Annotated in this window: 16 protein-coding genes and 1 pseudogene; 9 read left to right on the forward strand and 8 right to left on the reverse strand. The window is 64.1% G+C overall.

Annotated features, from left to right (window positions below; translation table 11 throughout):
- Positions 1–23: 23 nt before the first annotated feature.
- Positions 24–629: a TetR family transcriptional regulator gene (locus tag IEV93_RS21665; protein WP_188492886.1), complete on the reverse strand. Its 606-nt coding sequence runs from the start codon at positions 627–629 to the stop codon at positions 24–26.
- Between the two features lie 50 nt (positions 630–679).
- On the opposite strand from IEV93_RS21665, the gene IEV93_RS21670 reads away from it, so the two are divergent.
- The 7 genes and pseudogenes from IEV93_RS21670 (at position 680) to IEV93_RS21700 (ending at position 7,590) form a co-directional block, all read left to right on the forward strand.
- Complete coding sequence (locus IEV93_RS21670; protein WP_188492888.1) at positions 680–1,810, forward strand: Rv3169 family protein; 1,131 nt, start codon at positions 680–682, stop codon at positions 1,808–1,810.
- Positions 1,807–2,805: a TIGR03617 family F420-dependent LLM class oxidoreductase gene (locus IEV93_RS21675; protein WP_188492891.1), complete on the forward strand. Its 999-nt coding sequence runs from the start codon at positions 1,807–1,809 to the stop codon at positions 2,803–2,805. Before IEV93_RS21670 ends, IEV93_RS21675 begins: the two co-directional genes overlap by 4 nt.
- Positions 2,802–5,177 (forward strand): PEP/pyruvate-binding domain-containing protein, encoded by a 2,376-nt coding sequence (locus IEV93_RS21680; protein ID WP_188492893.1) that lies wholly within the window; start codon positions 2,802–2,804, stop codon positions 5,175–5,177. Before IEV93_RS21675 ends, IEV93_RS21680 begins: the two co-directional genes overlap by 4 nt.
- Positions 5,178–5,379: 202 nt before the next feature.
- A complete protein-coding gene (locus tag IEV93_RS21685) occupies positions 5,380–5,769 on the forward strand; it encodes a DapH/DapD/GlmU-related protein (RefSeq protein WP_308691331.1) in 390 nt (129 codons plus the stop codon).
- A gap of 123 nt (positions 5,770–5,892) precedes the next feature.
- Positions 5,893–6,309: a pyridoxamine 5'-phosphate oxidase family protein gene (locus IEV93_RS21690; RefSeq protein ID WP_188492897.1), complete on the forward strand. Its 417-nt coding sequence runs from the start codon at positions 5,893–5,895 to the stop codon at positions 6,307–6,309.
- A gap of 87 nt (positions 6,310–6,396) precedes the next feature.
- Positions 6,397–6,810: pseudogene (locus IEV93_RS21695) on the forward strand (SDR family NAD(P)-dependent oxidoreductase); the annotation flags it as partial.
- A 114-nt stretch (positions 6,811–6,924) separates the two neighbouring features.
- Positions 6,925–7,590, forward strand: coding sequence for a hypothetical protein (locus tag IEV93_RS21700; RefSeq protein WP_229705388.1), 666 nt, complete (start codon positions 6,925–6,927; stop codon positions 7,588–7,590).
- Between the two features lie 86 nt (positions 7,591–7,676).
- Here the strand turns inward: IEV93_RS21700 and IEV93_RS21705 are convergent, their stop codons facing one another.
- Positions 7,677–7,877: a hypothetical protein gene (locus IEV93_RS21705; protein WP_188492901.1), complete on the reverse strand. Its 201-nt coding sequence runs from the start codon at positions 7,875–7,877 to the stop codon at positions 7,677–7,679.
- A 1,087-nt stretch (positions 7,878–8,964) separates the two neighbouring features.
- Between IEV93_RS21705 and IEV93_RS21710 the strand changes: the two genes are divergently transcribed.
- A complete protein-coding gene (locus IEV93_RS21710; protein WP_229705389.1) occupies positions 8,965–9,561 on the forward strand; it encodes an ArsR/SmtB family transcription factor in 597 nt (198 codons plus the stop codon).
- A 399-nt stretch (positions 9,562–9,960) separates the two neighbouring features.
- Here the strand turns inward: IEV93_RS21710 and IEV93_RS21715 are convergent, their stop codons facing one another.
- From IEV93_RS21715 to IEV93_RS21730, 4 genes are all read right to left on the reverse strand, one after another.
- Positions 9,961–10,314, reverse strand: coding sequence for a hypothetical protein (locus tag IEV93_RS21715; RefSeq protein ID WP_188492903.1), 354 nt, complete (start codon positions 10,312–10,314; stop codon positions 9,961–9,963).
- 128 nt (positions 10,315–10,442) lie between these two features.
- Entirely contained in the window at positions 10,443–11,282 is an 840-nt protein-coding gene (locus tag IEV93_RS21720) for a DNA-3-methyladenine glycosylase family protein (RefSeq protein WP_188492905.1), read from the reverse strand.
- A 3-nt stretch (positions 11,283–11,285) separates the two neighbouring features.
- Positions 11,286–11,972 carry a hypothetical protein gene (locus tag IEV93_RS21725; RefSeq protein WP_188492907.1) on the reverse strand — a complete coding sequence of 229 codons (687 nt, stop codon included), beginning with the start codon at positions 11,970–11,972 and terminating at the stop codon, positions 11,286–11,288.
- A 1-nt stretch (position 11,973) separates the two neighbouring features.
- Positions 11,974–12,564 (reverse strand): YceI family protein, encoded by a 591-nt coding sequence (locus tag IEV93_RS21730; protein ID WP_188492909.1) that lies wholly within the window; start codon positions 12,562–12,564, stop codon positions 11,974–11,976.
- Between the two features lie 573 nt (positions 12,565–13,137).
- On the opposite strand from IEV93_RS21730, the gene IEV93_RS21735 reads away from it, so the two are divergent.
- On the forward strand, positions 13,138–13,542 hold the full coding sequence (locus IEV93_RS21735; RefSeq protein ID WP_188492911.1) for a VOC family protein: 405 nt from the start codon (positions 13,138–13,140) through the stop codon (positions 13,540–13,542).
- A 19-nt stretch (positions 13,543–13,561) separates the two neighbouring features.
- Here the strand turns inward: IEV93_RS21735 and IEV93_RS21740 are convergent, their stop codons facing one another.
- Both IEV93_RS21740 and IEV93_RS21745 read right to left on the reverse strand, forming a co-directional pair.
- Positions 13,562–13,738 carry a hypothetical protein gene (locus tag IEV93_RS21740; protein ID WP_188492913.1) on the reverse strand — a complete coding sequence of 59 codons (177 nt, stop codon included), beginning with the start codon at positions 13,736–13,738 and terminating at the stop codon, positions 13,562–13,564.
- 10 nt (positions 13,739–13,748) lie between these two features.
- A complete protein-coding gene (locus IEV93_RS21745) occupies positions 13,749–14,591 on the reverse strand; it encodes an alpha/beta fold hydrolase (protein WP_229705390.1) in 843 nt (280 codons plus the stop codon).
- Positions 14,592–14,630 lie beyond the last annotated feature (39 nt).

Genomic DNA, 14,630 nt, shown 5'->3' on the forward strand with positions numbered 1-14,630 from the left:
CGGGCGTTCGAGGTCGACAGCGCTCAACCGTCCTGCTGCGGCCACCGGTCGGTGATCACCTCGGTCATCTCGTCGACCCACGTGCTGTCGAGAGCGGCGTCCCGCCGGATCAGGATGCGAAAGATCGCGGTACCCGCGACAACCTCGGCGAGCATGGGTAGCTGGTCCTCGCCGCGGCGTCCCTGACCGAAGCGGGATTCGAACACGGTCAGATTCCCGGCCAGTCGGCCGATCATCATGGCGTGCAGGTCGGGATCGGCCACCGTGTCGGCGATGAGACCCGGCAGCGCGAGCCGCACCTCCGGACGGTCGAAGATCACCCGGACCGTCTCGACCAGGGCCCGAATCTCGTCGCGCATGTCGCCTGGACGGTCGATCGCGGGAACGGATTCGGCGAACAGCACCGCCTCGTGGACGAGTTGGGCCTTGCCCGACCACCGCCGGTAGATCGCAGCCGTGGTGGTGTTGGCGCGCGCAGCGATGGCCGACAACGACAGTCGGGGATAGCCGGTCTCGAGGATCAGTTCACGGGTCGCCGCGACGATTGCTGCGTCGATTCTGCTGTCGCGAGGCCGACCCGGCGCCGACTGACCGGACCTATTGCCATCCGTGGCGCTTTCTGGTGACATGACGTCATCGTAGATGCAATACGACCTGCATCGTATTTGAGGGAGTGTTCGTGGACCTGAGCCCGCTCGACGAGTATCCGATCCATCAGGCGCCGGTGCCGGTGACGTGGCCGGCCGGTTCGGATCGAAACTTCTACGACCGGTCGTACTTCAACGTGCTCGACCGGGCCGGCCGCTTCATGGCGCTCACGGGGATCGGCTATTACCCCCGCCTGGGCGTCAAGGACGCCTACTTCGTCGTCCGCCGCGACGACACGCAGACCGCGATACATCTCAGTGACGCCATCGACGACGACCGACTCCATCAGAACGTCAACGGATACCGTCTCGACGTCGTCGAACCGCTCCAGGAGATGCATCTGAGCCTGGCGCCGACGGAGGGGATCTCTGCCGATCTCACCTGGCGCGGGCTGTTTCCCGCGGCTCTGGAGAGGCCGCACGAGATGCTCACCGACCGTCGAGTCACGTTGCAGGCGAGTCGCTTCGCTCAGGTCGGTTCCTGGGAGGGCTGGATCGACGTCGACGGGGAGCGGTTGGAGGTCACCCACGACACCAGTGTGGCGAGTCGCGACCGATCGTGGGGGATCCGACCGGTCGGCGAGGCGGAACCCGCGGGACGACCGGACACGGCGTTCCGCGGAATGTGGTGGCTGTACCTACCTCTGGTGTTCGATGACTTCCAGCTTTTCCTGATCATGCAGGAGGACCCGGACGGTCACCGCAGCCTCTACGACTGCACCCGCCGACGCCGGGACGGCAGCGTCGAACAACTCGACGGTGTGCGCACCGACATCGACTACACGCCCGGAACTCGCATTCCGAGAGGCGCACACGTCGAGTTCATGAATCGCGCAGGGGATCGAACCCGGCTCGACATCGAGTCGAAGCTGTTCGCGCCCATCGCTTTCGGATCCGGATACGGCGGTGACTCCTCCTGGTCGCACGGTAGTTGGAAGGGTGGTCCCTTCGTCGAACGGATCACCTTCGACCTCACCGACGCCGATGTCATGGCCCGAGCACCGTTCAGCCTCATCGACCATGTGGCACGTGCCGTGTGCACCGAGGCAGACGGGACGGTGCACGAAGGTGCCGGATTGTTCGAGCACGGCGTGATCGGTCCTCACCATCCGTCGGGGTTCTTCGACTGGACCGACGTGGGGGAGAAGGCGCCGAGCGCATGAAGGTGATGACCGCGCTGTTCGGGCCCACCGACGCCGTCGAGCGTGCGCATGTCCTCAAAGAAGCCGGCGCGTCGGGCGTGTTCACCTTCGAGGGGCCGTTCGACGTGTTCACCCCACTGGTGCTGGCGTCGTCGGTGACGGGACTCGACGTGATGTCGAACGTCGCCATCGCGTTCCCCCGCAACCCGATTCAGCTCGCACACCAGGCCAACGACCTGCAGTTGCTCAGCGAGGGCCGCTTTATCCTGGGACTCGGAACGCAGGTTCGCGCGCAGATCGAGAAGCGCTACGGAACCGAGTTCGACCGGCCGGTGGCCCGGATGAAGGAGATGGTCGGAGCGCTGCGTGCGATCTTCGCGACGTGGAACACGGGGGAGCGGTTGGACTTCCGCGGCGAGTACTACCGCCACACCCTCATGACGCCGACCTTCGTTCCCGGGCCGAACCCGTTCGGGCCGCCACCGATCTACCTCGGGGCCCTGGGGCCACGACTGACCGCGGCCACCGCCGAGGTCGCCGACGGCCTGTTGGTGATGCCGTTCGGGACCAAGCGATTCCTGCACGGGACGACGATGCCTGCCGTGCGCGCGGGTCTGACGGCTGCGGGCCGTAGTGAGGGCGACTTCGAGGTGGTGCCCGAGGTCATCGTCTCGGTCGGCACCGGTCGCGACGACGACCATGCGTCGACCCGCATGTTGCTCGCGTTCTACGGGTCCACTCCGGCGTATCGGCCGGTGCTCGACGCGCACGGCTGGGGCGATCTACAGCCCGAGCTCAACGCGATGTCGAAGCAGGGGCGCTGGACGGAGATGGCCGCACTCATCGACGACGACATTTTGCACACGATCGCCGCGTGCGGGACGCCGGCTGAGGTGGCGGCGCATGTGCGTGACCGCGTCGACGGGGTGTCGGACCGGGTGTGCCTCTATCAGACCGGCCCCATCGAGGCCCAGGCACTCGCTGAGATCGTCGACGCCCTCGCTGGGTCGGCGTGACTGCGTCGACGGTCGAGTTCGACCAGATCACCGACGACACCTTCGGCGGCAAAGCGGCTGGGCTCGCGGAGTTGCGGCGCCTCGGCCTCGACGTGCCGGCGGGATTCGTGATCGCCGATGCCTCCGAGCAGGTCACCGTCGACGAGGCACGCGAGTGGTTCTCCCGCATGGCTGCCGCCACCACCACCCCGGTGGCAGTGCGATCGTCGGCGGTCGGGGAGGACGGCGACGACCAGTCGTTCGCCGGGCAGTACGACACCGTGCTGGGTGTCGACTCGGTCGAGGACTTCGCTGCAGCGGTCCGGACGTGCGCAGCCTCAGTGCACTCGCGTCGGGCGTCGGCCTACAGCGAGTTGCCACCGGCCACCATGCATGTGGTCGTCCAACACATGGTAGACGCACGGGCAGCCGGGGTGGCGTTCACCGCGGATCCGGCCACCGGGCGACGCGACCTGATGGTCATCGATGCCGTCGACGGACTCGGCGAAGCGCTGGTCGACGGCTCGGCGTCGTCGGACCACCTCGTCATCGACGCCGTCGGTGGGGTCGCGGTTGCCGACGTCGGTGCCGCTCCGGTCCTCTCGACCGACGATGTCACCGACATCCGGGCTGGTGCTCTACGGGCAGCACGGCATTGGGGCACGCCCATGGATCTCGAGTGGGCGATCGATCGCGACGGAACGTTGTGGTGGCTGCAGGCCCGACCGATCACCACGCTTCCCGGTGACCTGGCCGAGATGGATTCACCCCTGGCCGGTGCCGATCATGTGTACACGCGATGCAACATCGGCGAGATGATGCCGGGGGCGTTCTGTCCACTGACCGCATCGGTGTCGGGTTTTGCCATCGACTACGCGATGCAGATGACGCAGGTGGTTGCACGGGCGCAGCCGAGGTACGAGAAGCCGTGGCTGCAGGTCGGCTACTTCCAGGGCCACATGTTTCTCAACATGACCGAGGGAACGGGCCTGAGCTCGGGTCTTCTCGGTAATTCGTTGGAGCAGTTCTCCATCTCCATCTGCGGTCGGATGATCGACGAGCTCGAACCCAAGCCGCCGAAGCCGTTTTTCCGCAAGCTGATCAACACGGTTCGACTCAGCTCCTATGCGTTGTCGGCCGGCCCGGCGATCCGGCGACTCGAAGAGCAAATCAACGGCTTCGAGATCCCGACCGGCGATGACCCACGGGTCGTGCTGCGGCAGTTGGAGTCCGGTGTGCAGCTGTACTGCGATGTGACGTTGACGCATGTCCGGTCGTCGTCACGCGCCGCGGTCGCGGCCAACATCCTGGAGAGCGTCCTGATGCGGCAGGCCCTGAAAGAGGGGCGCAGCGAGGACGACGGGCGCGCCGAGGCCACCCGACTGATGGCCGGCGCAGCCGACGTCGAGAGCGCCCTCATGCTCGCGGAGCTCGACGCAGTCGTTCACACCATCGCGGCCGACGACGTTGTCGCGGAACAGTTCACGGCGGAGGAGCCTGATGCAGCGGTCGACCAGCTGCGCGCATCTGTGGGCGCCGCCGGAGTGGCGTTGCGGCAGTTCCTGGCTCGACATGGCCACCGCGGCTACCGCGAGCTGTGCATGCGCGACCCGTCCTGGGCCGAGGACCCGGAGGGGCTGGGCGCGATGATGCAGGTGATGGTGCGATCGGTGCTCGATCCCGCTGCTCGCGCAGCGGCCTCGAGTGGTGTCGCGGCACCCAACTCACGCGTCATCCGATCTCTCGCTCGGTTGGCGCAGGGCGGTGCACGGGGGCGCGAGGAGACGAAGTCGAAGATGGCGCGGATGGCCCATTCGCTGAAGCTGGGCTACCGACACCTCGGCGAGGTCCTGGCTGCGGCGGGCCGGCTGCCTGACGCGGATCTGGTGTTCTTCTTCGACCGCGCCGAGTTGGAGCGCATCGTCGGGACAGGGGACATCACCGAATTGGTGCGGCGCGCAGTCAAGCGTCGGGAGGCACTGGCGTTCCAGAGTGCCCTCGAGTTCGACGACGTGTCCGTCGGCCGACCGGTCCCGCGCATCGCCCGACCACAGCAGGGTCTCACCGACGGCGAGATCGTCGGCCGACCCGCCAGCCGCGGAACTGTGGAAGGCGTGGTGCGGGTGGTCAAGTCGATCGTCGAGGCGCGTGACCTGCAGCGGGGAGAGATCCTGGTGACCCCGGTGACCGACGTCGGGTGGACGCCCTACTTCACCGTCATCGCGGCGCTCGTCACCGACATCGGCAGCTCGGTCTCCCACGGTGCCGTGGTGGCCCGCGAGTACGGATTGCCCTGCGTCGTGAACACTCTGACCGCCACGCAGTCACTCGTGACCGGTGATCGGGTGCGCGTCGACGGTGATCGCGGTGTGGTGACACGGTTGCATCGCTGACGGACCCTGCCACTATTGAGACGTGGGAGAACAGGCAGAGCGGCTGGCCAACGGTGAGTGGTACCTCGACGATGACGATCTCCGAGAGCGTCGCCGTGTCTGCTGGCGTCGGCTCGACGTCTTCAACTCGGTCGCGGGTGACGACGATTCCGCGCGCGCGAACGCAATGTCAGAATTGGCAGGATCGGTGGGGGAGTACGTCGTGGTCATTCCGCGATTCACCTGCACTTTCGGCACCAACATTCATTTGGGCGACCACGCATTTGTCAACGGGAACGCATTTTTCATGGACGATGCGCCGATCGCTGTGGGGGCGCACGTACGAATCGGGCCGGGCGCCCAACTCATGACCGCCCTCCACCCGGTCGACGACCATGCCCGTCGTCGCGAAGGGTGGGAACGCGCAGCGCCCATCGTCATCGGCGAGAACTCTTGGCTGGGCGCCTCAGTCACGGTCGGGGCCGGCGTCACGATCGGCCGGAATGTGGTGGTCGGTGCGGGCAGTGTGGTTCTCCATGACATCCCGGATCATGTCGTCGCGGCGGGCACACCCGCTCGGGTCATCCGAAGCACCCCGGTCGAAGCTCCCTGATAACGCGGCAGTCAATCGTCAGCTCGCCGATCGGAACGATTTCAGGTACCAAGGCCACAGTTTTGATCCAGAGCCGAAACCACGGCCCAAATCGGGTAAACAGGTTTCTGAGACAATGGATCCATGTCTGATACACCGTTGCCTGAATCCGCCCTGGCCATTGTGCGAAAGCCCAACCCGGCCGTCATGGCGACGGTCACCTCGAAGGGCCGTCCCGTATCAGTGGCAACCTGGTACCTCATCGAAGACGACGGGCTTCTCATGCTGTGCATGAACTCCGACCGCGCCCGGCTGAAGCATCTTCAGAGCAACGGCCACGTGTCGCTGACCGTGCTCGCAGCAGACGATTTCGGTACTCACATATCGATCCAGGGGCACGTCGTCTCGATCAAGCCCGATGAGGGGCTCGCCGACATCGATCGTCTTTCCAGGCACTTCCTCGGCAAGGAATACCCGGCCAGGGATAGCCCGCTGGTGACGGTCCACATCGAGATCGATCGGTGGTTCGGTTGGTCAGGGGGCCGCCCTCTTCAGTACTAGCGAGCAGGGTCCAGGTGTCCGGGGACCACGAGGTGGCGGGCTCGAAGGCGGGACTGGTCGCGGCGTAGACGCGAACACCGTGGGCCCGCACCCGGATTCGGGTACTACAGCGCAACGAAGTTCGCCCTTGAAGCCGTCACCGAGACGCTACGGGACGAGGTCGCAGCACTGGGCGTCTCCGTACTGGCGGTCGAACCGGGAGCGACTCGCACCAATGCTTACGCCGGTTTCGCCCGGGAGCAAGTGTCGGAGCCGATTCCCGAGTACCACGCGATGCTCTAGCAGGTCCGTGGAGCGTTCGCAGACATGGACGGCGTGCAACCCGGCGATCCGCGCCGCGGTGCCCGTGCAGTGATCGCGGCGATGGCCCAGGATCCACCGCCCCGACGACTGTTACTGGGCCACGGCGGTTTTGACGCCGTGACCACCACACTGGAGGCCGCACTGGCAGACATCCGCTCAAACAAAACCCTCTCACGTACAACTGACTTTCCCGCCTAGACCGCCTAACCTCCGACAACGTCGGAGATTGACTATCCACTGGATAGGATTCGTAACAGATTTGGACTAACTACAGGACAGCTGCTGTGGAGACGAATGGGTACAGAACAAGCGGTGATCGTGTTCTACATTGCGATCTGGGTCGGAGTGTCGGCGCTCGCGGTGATGGTCGGCAAACGGGGAGCGCTGTCATGGGTCGCCGCGGTTGCCTGGACCCTCCCCGCCGCCTGGCTGACGCTCATCGGGGCATGGATACTTCCGGACCGAAGTGTGTACGAGCCTGCGGCCTCGATCGCACCGTCTGAGCTGTGGCCGGTCCACCTCGCATTGGCCGTGTGGGTGACGCCATTCGCGGTCGTGGCTGTGTGGCTGCGAAGCGGGGGAGCGGTTCGTAACGCATGCATCGTTTGCGGGATCGCCGCTGCGGCGGGCGTAGCAGTGACACTGTTTCTGATGACCAACCCGGACGACCTGATCTTTCTGACGACCCGGAGCGACCGACCGTTTGTCTATCTGACCTTCGGGATTGCCCTCGCCGTTATCGGACTCGTTCTCGTCGCAAGCGTCGGCCGACAACCGGGAGCACGTCACGTCAACCGGCTTGTCGCCTGCGCGGTCGTATTCGGGGGTGCGGGCGTGACCATCTCGATGGGCGGTCTGCTCTGGCTCAGCTGGCTGTGCGTTGCCGCCGCAACAATCGCTCTGGTCATGGCAGCGATTCGCGCTGATCGTCGACGCCAGATGTCTCGTCGTCAGGTGCAATGCGCCAGCGGAATCTAGACAGGGTGGTTGCGAGCGGTCGGCGTGATCGATAGGGCGGCGGCTTTGTGGTGTCCTGGTCTCAGCACGCGTCGCCATTGGGGTCATCAGTTGGCGCGCTGGGCGGTCCGGCCCTGGATCGCAGACACGACTGCTGCCGTCAACAGCACTGCAACGACGCGGGTACCGGTCTGTTCGATGGTGAGGTCCCCGCTGGCAGCGAAGACCACGATCGCGGCGAGGGCGATGAGGAGCCATGGAGTGTAGGTGCGTACCAAGGGAGTCCCTATCGAGGTGGTGGCGGACACTCGGGCACGGTCGGTGCACGGTGTAGGTGCCTCGATAGTGCCCGAGTGCCACCACGAGTCAATACACCGATGGTCAATTCGACGTTCTCAATCACATTGAGACGCATAAACAGTGCACTTCTACTGCATGAGCTTTACCAATTCAGACCGCATCACCGCAGTGCGTGACCAATGACCCGCAGAGATTCACAGGTGCCGCGCGAGTCCGCTGGACAATTCAGTAGAAGGCGCACCACGCCGTATCTAGGCTGTTGCAGATGACCAGTCACGGCATCATCCGATCGTGGGACTTCGACGACGGCCAAGGGGTGATCGACTCCGTCGACACCCCCGGCGGCTGTCGCGTGACGACGGCAGACGTTCTCGTCGAGGGTGCCGTTCTGGCAACTGGGAACCATCTCTCGGAGATCGGTTTGCCGGCCGGTGAGGCGGTCGATTTCGAGTTCGGAACCGACGACTACGACGACACCGACTTCGCTCACCAGGCGGTTGCGGTGTGGCCGTCGCGGTGTCCCGCTCCCACGCACATTCCGAGAGGAGCATTCCGCGACGCACTATGGTTTGTCGACAACGGTGACGATGGTCTGCGCGTTGCTCGGCAAGCTGATCCTGCCGATCTACCACCGGCCCCGCCGCGCGACCCGCTCCCGCGCACCACGGGAACCGTCCGATCCTGGAATCCCAACGAAGGATGGGGTGTCATCGACTCGGCGGAGACACCCGGCGGCGCCTGGGCATTCTTCAGTGAAATTCGCGGGTCTCCGGATACCGCTCCGCGGCGGTGGGCGCAACTGTCGAGTTCGCGTGGGAGACCGCCAACCAGGATGGCTTTCAGTACCGAGCCAACGACATCGACATCGTCGAATAGACACCATCCGGGGGGTCCTCACGTTCGTGCTGCACCGCGGCCATCAGATGACGCGCCGCACGTAGACCAGAAATGCTCGCCGACAGACGTAGTTAGTTAGTTACGGATGCGTCCCGTTGCGCCCGGGAGGCTCACGGTGGACATCAGACGGCGCCCGCCGCCACGGCCGGTCGACCAAGCGCGAAGGAATTATTGCGCAAGATTCGTTGCGGATATAGGATGACGTCCGTGAGCGAGAATCGAAAGACACGTGACGACATCAAACGGGTATCGACCCTGCCCGAGCTCAAAGCTCTGTCACACCCCACGCGGCTGCGCCTGCTCTACGCACTCAAGGCTCACGACTCGCTGACGGCGACTCAACTCGGAGAAATTGTCGAGGAATCACCAGCGTCGGTCAGCTACCACCTCAATCAACTGGCCTCGAGTGGATTTGTCGAGGAGACCGACAACGCGAGCGGGGACGGTCGGCAGCGGTGGTGGCGTGCAGCGCACGGAATTTCATGGTTTCCGACCGACTTCAGCGACTCGCCCCACGGTGCCACCGCAGCGGAGGCGGCCAAAGCCGTAATGCTCGAACACCAATGGTCACGATTGATGGAATACGGCCGCACCGCTACATCCTGGGGACCTGATTGGACCGACGCGACGTTCAGCGCCGACAACGTTCTACGCTTGACCCCATCTCAGACCGACGCCCTGGGTGTCGAGTTGCTCGAGGTCGTTGAGCGGTACCGCTCCGTCGCCGCCGACGAGGAATCGCAAGACGCAGCAGTGGTGATGGTCCTGCTACACGGATTCCCGACCCAGATGTGAGGCCACAAGCACACACTCGACTGGTGGAGCGCGATTGCGAGCAGGCTAACGTCAAGTTGACATAATGTATCTTATCGGCACGCGATTGCCATGGTGCCCAACAGCGGGCGGTGCGGTCATCCAATACCGCCCGACCGTGCATCTCGAGAACCGGCGACACCCTGCCGCGCCGATCACCGACCTGCTTAGTTATCGCATTCTCGTCCACGACGTTGATGTCTCCAGGCCTTTGCCCAGATCCTGACCATTCAATCTCGAAGCAGCCATCTTCGGTCGGACGCTTGTCTCTTATCGTGCCAAGGCTTGTCTCTTATCGTGCCAAGGCTCCCACAGGCAACCGCGATCCTTCGAATCGTCACAGTGACGAAATCTCTCGGACGTGCAACGCAATCGCGAGATCTAACTGGTGCCCGCCGCCGTCGGTTCAAACTCGGAGCACAAGGCTCCGTGGTTGCTACCGGCTTCATACTGGACTACGCCGTCCAGGGTTGCCTTACACCACGACTTCGCCGCCCGACCGTCGAGGAATGGCAACACCTGGAGGAAGATGCTTTCCGGGATTTCATCTCCGGTCAGGATGACTCTGGTCTGTCCTCGTTCGAAGTCGTGGTTTCCGGAGGAATCGCTGTAGGTGGCGAATTCATAGTCGCCCCCGATCTCCAGCACGAGCGTCGGATCGCCGGGGTCGTTTGAACATCCGGCGTGAAGGAACAGAGCACCGCCGGCCACTAGCCCGACCACCAATCTCCGCATGCGCGGACGATACCGGACGAAGTGGCGATCGACTCTCCGCACACCAAAACCCATTCCGCGTCAATCAGACGAAAATCAGGTCGCAATCACCAGGCTGCCGGACGTGTCCACCCTGACCGTTGTAGCTTTCACTCCTCGAGCGCCTTTAGCGCGCGCAGGTGCACCGCTGCCCACGAGCGGAACGGCTTCCACGCCTCAGTGATCTCGTCGATCGAGCGATCAACGCCGTAGCGCTTGGTGATCTCGTCGCTCAGTCGGCCCTCGTTACGCGGCAGCACATCAGGGAAGTTCGCCCCGCGGATCACCACGAGCTCGGCCGAGAACGGTCCCATCCCCAGGATGCCCTTCACCTCGACGAACGCCTCGGCCGACGGCAACGAGCGCAGATAGGAACCGCCGAGCCGGCCGTCGAGAGCGGCCTCGGCGACCGCATCCAGGTACTCCGCCTTGCGTCCGGGCAGATCGAGTGATGCCGCACGCAGAGTGGCCGGAGACGGAAACGCTCCGTCATCGCCGAGCTGCGCCGTCAGCCGTGTCTTGATCGCCACCGCCTGCCGTATCTGCAGGCGTTGGGTCAGCACCGACCACACGGCCGCCTCGTAGGGCGAGAAGAACCCGCACGGCCGGAACCCACGGAGCCGAGACTGCGCATCGGCAATGACCTCATCGCGCGCCGCGACATCGGGCCACCCGCGCCCGTCGATGTCTATCGACAGCAGCCGCCGAACCTGCTCGGTCGCGGCATCCAACTCCCCCGGACCCTCGACCACGATGCGGACAGACGGCCCGTCCTGGGTGATGACGGCATCCACCCGCTCCCAGTCGGTATCGCAGAGAAAGGCGGTGTGGATGCCCGCAGCCTGCGTCTGAGACGCGAGTCTCCCGGGGGCGAAACCCTCCCAGAATCGCTTGCTGGTGGCGAGCGACCAGGGCCCGACAATCTCGTGAACCGTCTCGAGTCGAGTCATGGATCAGGCCTTGTCCTGCAGAGTGATGCCGAATAGGAGCGCTTCGCCTTCAGAGTAGTGACTGTTCACGCTCATGTGCTCGGCAAATCGCGCGTCGTCGAACGCTGCGGTCAAGTTGGCGGCTGAGCGCCACTGCACGTACTCGACGATTCGATCGCTCCGGAGGTCGCGAAAGAAGCTCGTTGAGACGAAGCCCTCGAGATGTTTGATGTGGTCGCGTGTTTCACTCTCGTTGTACTCGCCGATCCACCCTTGTTTGCCACTCACGGGTGTCATTCGGATGATCTCGTGGGCCAGGTCCGACCCGGTACGCGAGGGGTCGACCTGGGTCACGTCGTCCGGCTTTGCAGTCACCGTGGCGCTGTACTGATAGATACCGTCGTCGACGACGAGGTCGTCGACAAACTGATCATCATGTTGTGCACGAGTGAGTTCCGCGGCAAACGTCTCGGCGTCTCCGGTGCTGCGCCAGAAAACCAGCCCCATGAGGTGTTCGGTGTCGGGGGTGGTGAGCGGGCCGAGCCCCCGGCCCTGCGCCAGCCAGATTGCCCCGCCATTTCCTGGCCGCGGCCGCGCAATCGCCTCGACGGATGTCACGAGGCCGCTCCATCCGCCCTCTGCGTGGCAAGGGTCGGCCTCTGCAGTGACCACAACGACGAAAGGGGACTCATCAAAGTTGTCGTCGCCCATGTCAATTGCCTCCGGCTTTGTTCGAGACGACATCATCGTCATGATTGTCGAGCAGACGAGCGCTGACGTCGAGTTCGATGTCGACCCGGTTGCCCGCCAAGATCCCCTGTCGATCCAGCGGAACGGCGAAGCGGACCCCGAAGTCCTGACGATTCACCTGCCCCGTCGCACGGAATCGGACGTCGCGACGTCCGTTGGCGTCGCGCTCGAACCGAATCTGGTTCACCGCCAGCACCACCGGGCGGGTGACGCCGCGAATGGTGAGAGTGCCGTCAACTCGAACCCCTTTGTTGCTCAGTGTGATCGCGGTCGACCCGTAGGTGATGGCTGGGTGGTTCTCTGCGTCGAACGGGTCCTTGGCGAGCGTTCTCTCATCGCGTCGAGCATTGTGGGTATCCATCGAACTCACTTGAACGCTCGCCTTGACAGACGATTCGGTGACGTCGGGACTAGTCACGATCTGGCCGTCGAACTCGGTGAAGACCCCCGGCACTTTCATGAAGATCAAGTGGCTGATCGAGAACTTCACCGCACTTTCCTGTGGATCCACCACCCACGTGCCCGCGATGTACTCATCGGATATTCGTGCCATCGGTCTCGGCCTCCAGGTCGCTCGACAACTGCTGCTCTGTTCATCCGGACCGCACACGCGGCCCTGCGTCACTCCTACACACGGTAACCATCTTCGTACTGGCTACGAATCACCGTTGTGGCCGCATCTACGCTGGTCACAGGGTTGCGAAACCGGAAAATGTGTGAGCTAACGGCGATCAGACACTTCGAGAACAGTCGATCTCTGCGAGTTTATGATCGCTGCAGCACAACGCAATTGACTTCAACAGCGTGGTCATGATCGCCCATCGACCCACCTGTCCGGTTCGACGCTCAATCGGCGAATTCTGCCCTGTTGCTCACAAGAAGGGCTGTCTGTCCTGCTTTTCGAGCGCGATAGATGTCATAGCACCGACACCCGCGGATGGGTCATTCCACCCTAGTTCCGCGGCAACAGACGAGCGCTTCGACCAAGCGCCATCAAAACCGGCAGCGACCAATTCCGCTCCCCCGGTCGCACTGCACACCGTTCCTGTGCCCCCAGCACTGAATAAGCAATAATCGGTTCGCCGACACCTCGGCGACCAGAGGAGCACCAGGAGGAAAATCGCTGATGCGCATCGCATTGACCTCGATCTTCGTCGACAGCCAGGAGTCAGCGGAAGCGTTCTACACCGACGTCCTTGGCTTCGAGCTCCGGCACAAGGTCCCGATCGGGGCCGACTTCTGGCTGACGGTGGCCGCTCCGGAAGACCCGGCAGGCCCCGAGCTGCTGCTCGAGCCTGCGGGTCACCCTGCTGCGCAGTCGTTTCGCGCGGCCATGGTGGCTGACGGTATCCCCGTCGCGCAGTTCGCAGTGACGGACATCCACAGCGAGTACGAGAGGCTTGTCGGCCTTGGGGTCAGGTTCACACAATCCCCGGTCGAAATGGGGCCGGCGGTCACTGCGGTGTTCGACGACACCTGCGGGAACCTCATCCAGTTACTGCAACCGACCGAGGTCCGCAACGCCCGCTGACAAGTCGTCGGCGGCCGGTTCATTCGATCCGGAATGTCCCGACCGGTCGATACTGCGAATCCATCAGATCGTGGGACACGTTCTGATCCAACGACAGTTGTGCTGTTGCACCGGCCCAGTAGCGCAGGATGCGCCCCACTTCTGCGGCCGGGTCACCCTCGAGGGCATCGAGATCCACGTCCAGAATCAATCTCATACCGCGGAGCCTAGTCAGGTCGCGAGACAACAGCCTCGTCGATCATCGCGCCGACCGCGGCAGCACCTACCGGCGTCATGACTGTCCCGGCATGATCGAGCCCCACCATCGGGCTTATCGCTGTCAGGTCCAGCGCGTCGATGTCCTGCGCCGAATACATCGGCGCAGAATCTGCCCCAACGCTCCACTGTGCGTGCAGGAATCGAATCGGCATGGTCAGTTCGCGGAAGCGCGAGTCGCCGAAGAACACGTCCGTGGCGTCCGCGACAACCGCTGCGGACGACAGCCGGGGCGATCCGTCGGCCAGGTCATGCTCGGCGTACTTCCGCAGCAGCGGGTCGGCTCGGTCGAGTAGCGGCATCGACGTCGACACCAAGAAGTCAACGTAGTCGTCCACGTCGTTCCACCGCCGCTGTGATTGAGCAACCTTGTCTGCGAACACAGCCGCCACGTTGTCGCGGGTGAGGCCGGCGGGTGGTCCTACCGGCACGCCACCGTCGACGAGGACGAGGCTCTTCACCCTGGACGGATACCGGGCCGCGAACTCCACCGACACGAATGCACCCATCGACATTCCGCACACGTGCACGGCGTCGAGTCCCAGCGCGTCGAGGACGGCGTCCAGATCCTGCGCGTGCCGGCCCAGCGATGACGGACCCGTGACGTCCACGCTGTCACCCCGCCCGCGTAGGTCCGGTGCGACGAGGGTCAGGTGCGGGGCCTGCTCGCGCAGCCAGCCCCACAGCATGCGCTGGCTGGAGACCCCGTGAACGACGAGAATCGGGGCGGACGTCCCACTGTTGATCTCGACGGCGATGTCTCCGCCAGGAACCGGTACTCGATCGACTGTCATGTTCGCCAATGGTATTGAAAAGGCTCGTCCGAGTGGTGA

This window comes from Williamsia phyllosphaerae (genome assembly GCF_014635305.1).
In the GTDB taxonomy this organism is placed as follows: domain Bacteria; phylum Actinomycetota; class Actinomycetes; order Mycobacteriales; family Mycobacteriaceae; genus Williamsia_A; species Williamsia_A phyllosphaerae.

Bases quoted from the DNA above. Each gene is read 5' to 3' on its own strand.
- IEV93_RS21745 (WP_229705390.1), bottom strand. From the start codon at position 14,591: ATGACAGTCGATCGAGTACCGGTTCCTGGCGGAGACATCGCCGTCGAG.
- IEV93_RS21735 (WP_188492911.1), top strand. From the start codon at position 13,138: ATGCGCATCGCATTGACCTCGATCTTCGTCGACAGCCAGGAGTCAGCG.
- IEV93_RS21675 (WP_188492891.1), top strand. From the start codon at position 1,807: ATGAAGGTGATGACCGCGCTGTTCGGGCCCACCGACGCCGTCGAGCGT.
- IEV93_RS21730 (WP_188492909.1), bottom strand. From the start codon at position 12,564: ATGGCACGAATATCCGATGAGTACATCGCGGGCACGTGGGTGGTGGAT.
- IEV93_RS21715 (WP_188492903.1), bottom strand. From the start codon at position 10,314: ATGCGGAGATTGGTGGTCGGGCTAGTGGCCGGCGGTGCTCTGTTCCTT.
- IEV93_RS21725 (WP_188492907.1), bottom strand. From the start codon at position 11,972: ATGGGCGACGACAACTTTGATGAGTCCCCTTTCGTCGTTGTGGTCACT.
- IEV93_RS21710 (WP_229705389.1), top strand. From the start codon at position 8,965: ATGACGTCCGTGAGCGAGAATCGAAAGACACGTGACGACATCAAACGG.
- IEV93_RS21740 (WP_188492913.1), bottom strand. From the start codon at position 13,738: ATGAGATTGATTCTGGACGTGGATCTCGATGCCCTCGAGGGTGACCCG.
- IEV93_RS21720 (WP_188492905.1), bottom strand. From the start codon at position 11,282: ATGACTCGACTCGAGACGGTTCACGAGATTGTCGGGCCCTGGTCGCTC.
- IEV93_RS21665 (WP_188492886.1), bottom strand. From the start codon at position 629: ATGTCACCAGAAAGCGCCACGGATGGCAATAGGTCCGGTCAGTCGGCG.
- IEV93_RS21690 (WP_188492897.1), top strand. From the start codon at position 5,893: ATGTCTGATACACCGTTGCCTGAATCCGCCCTGGCCATTGTGCGAAAG.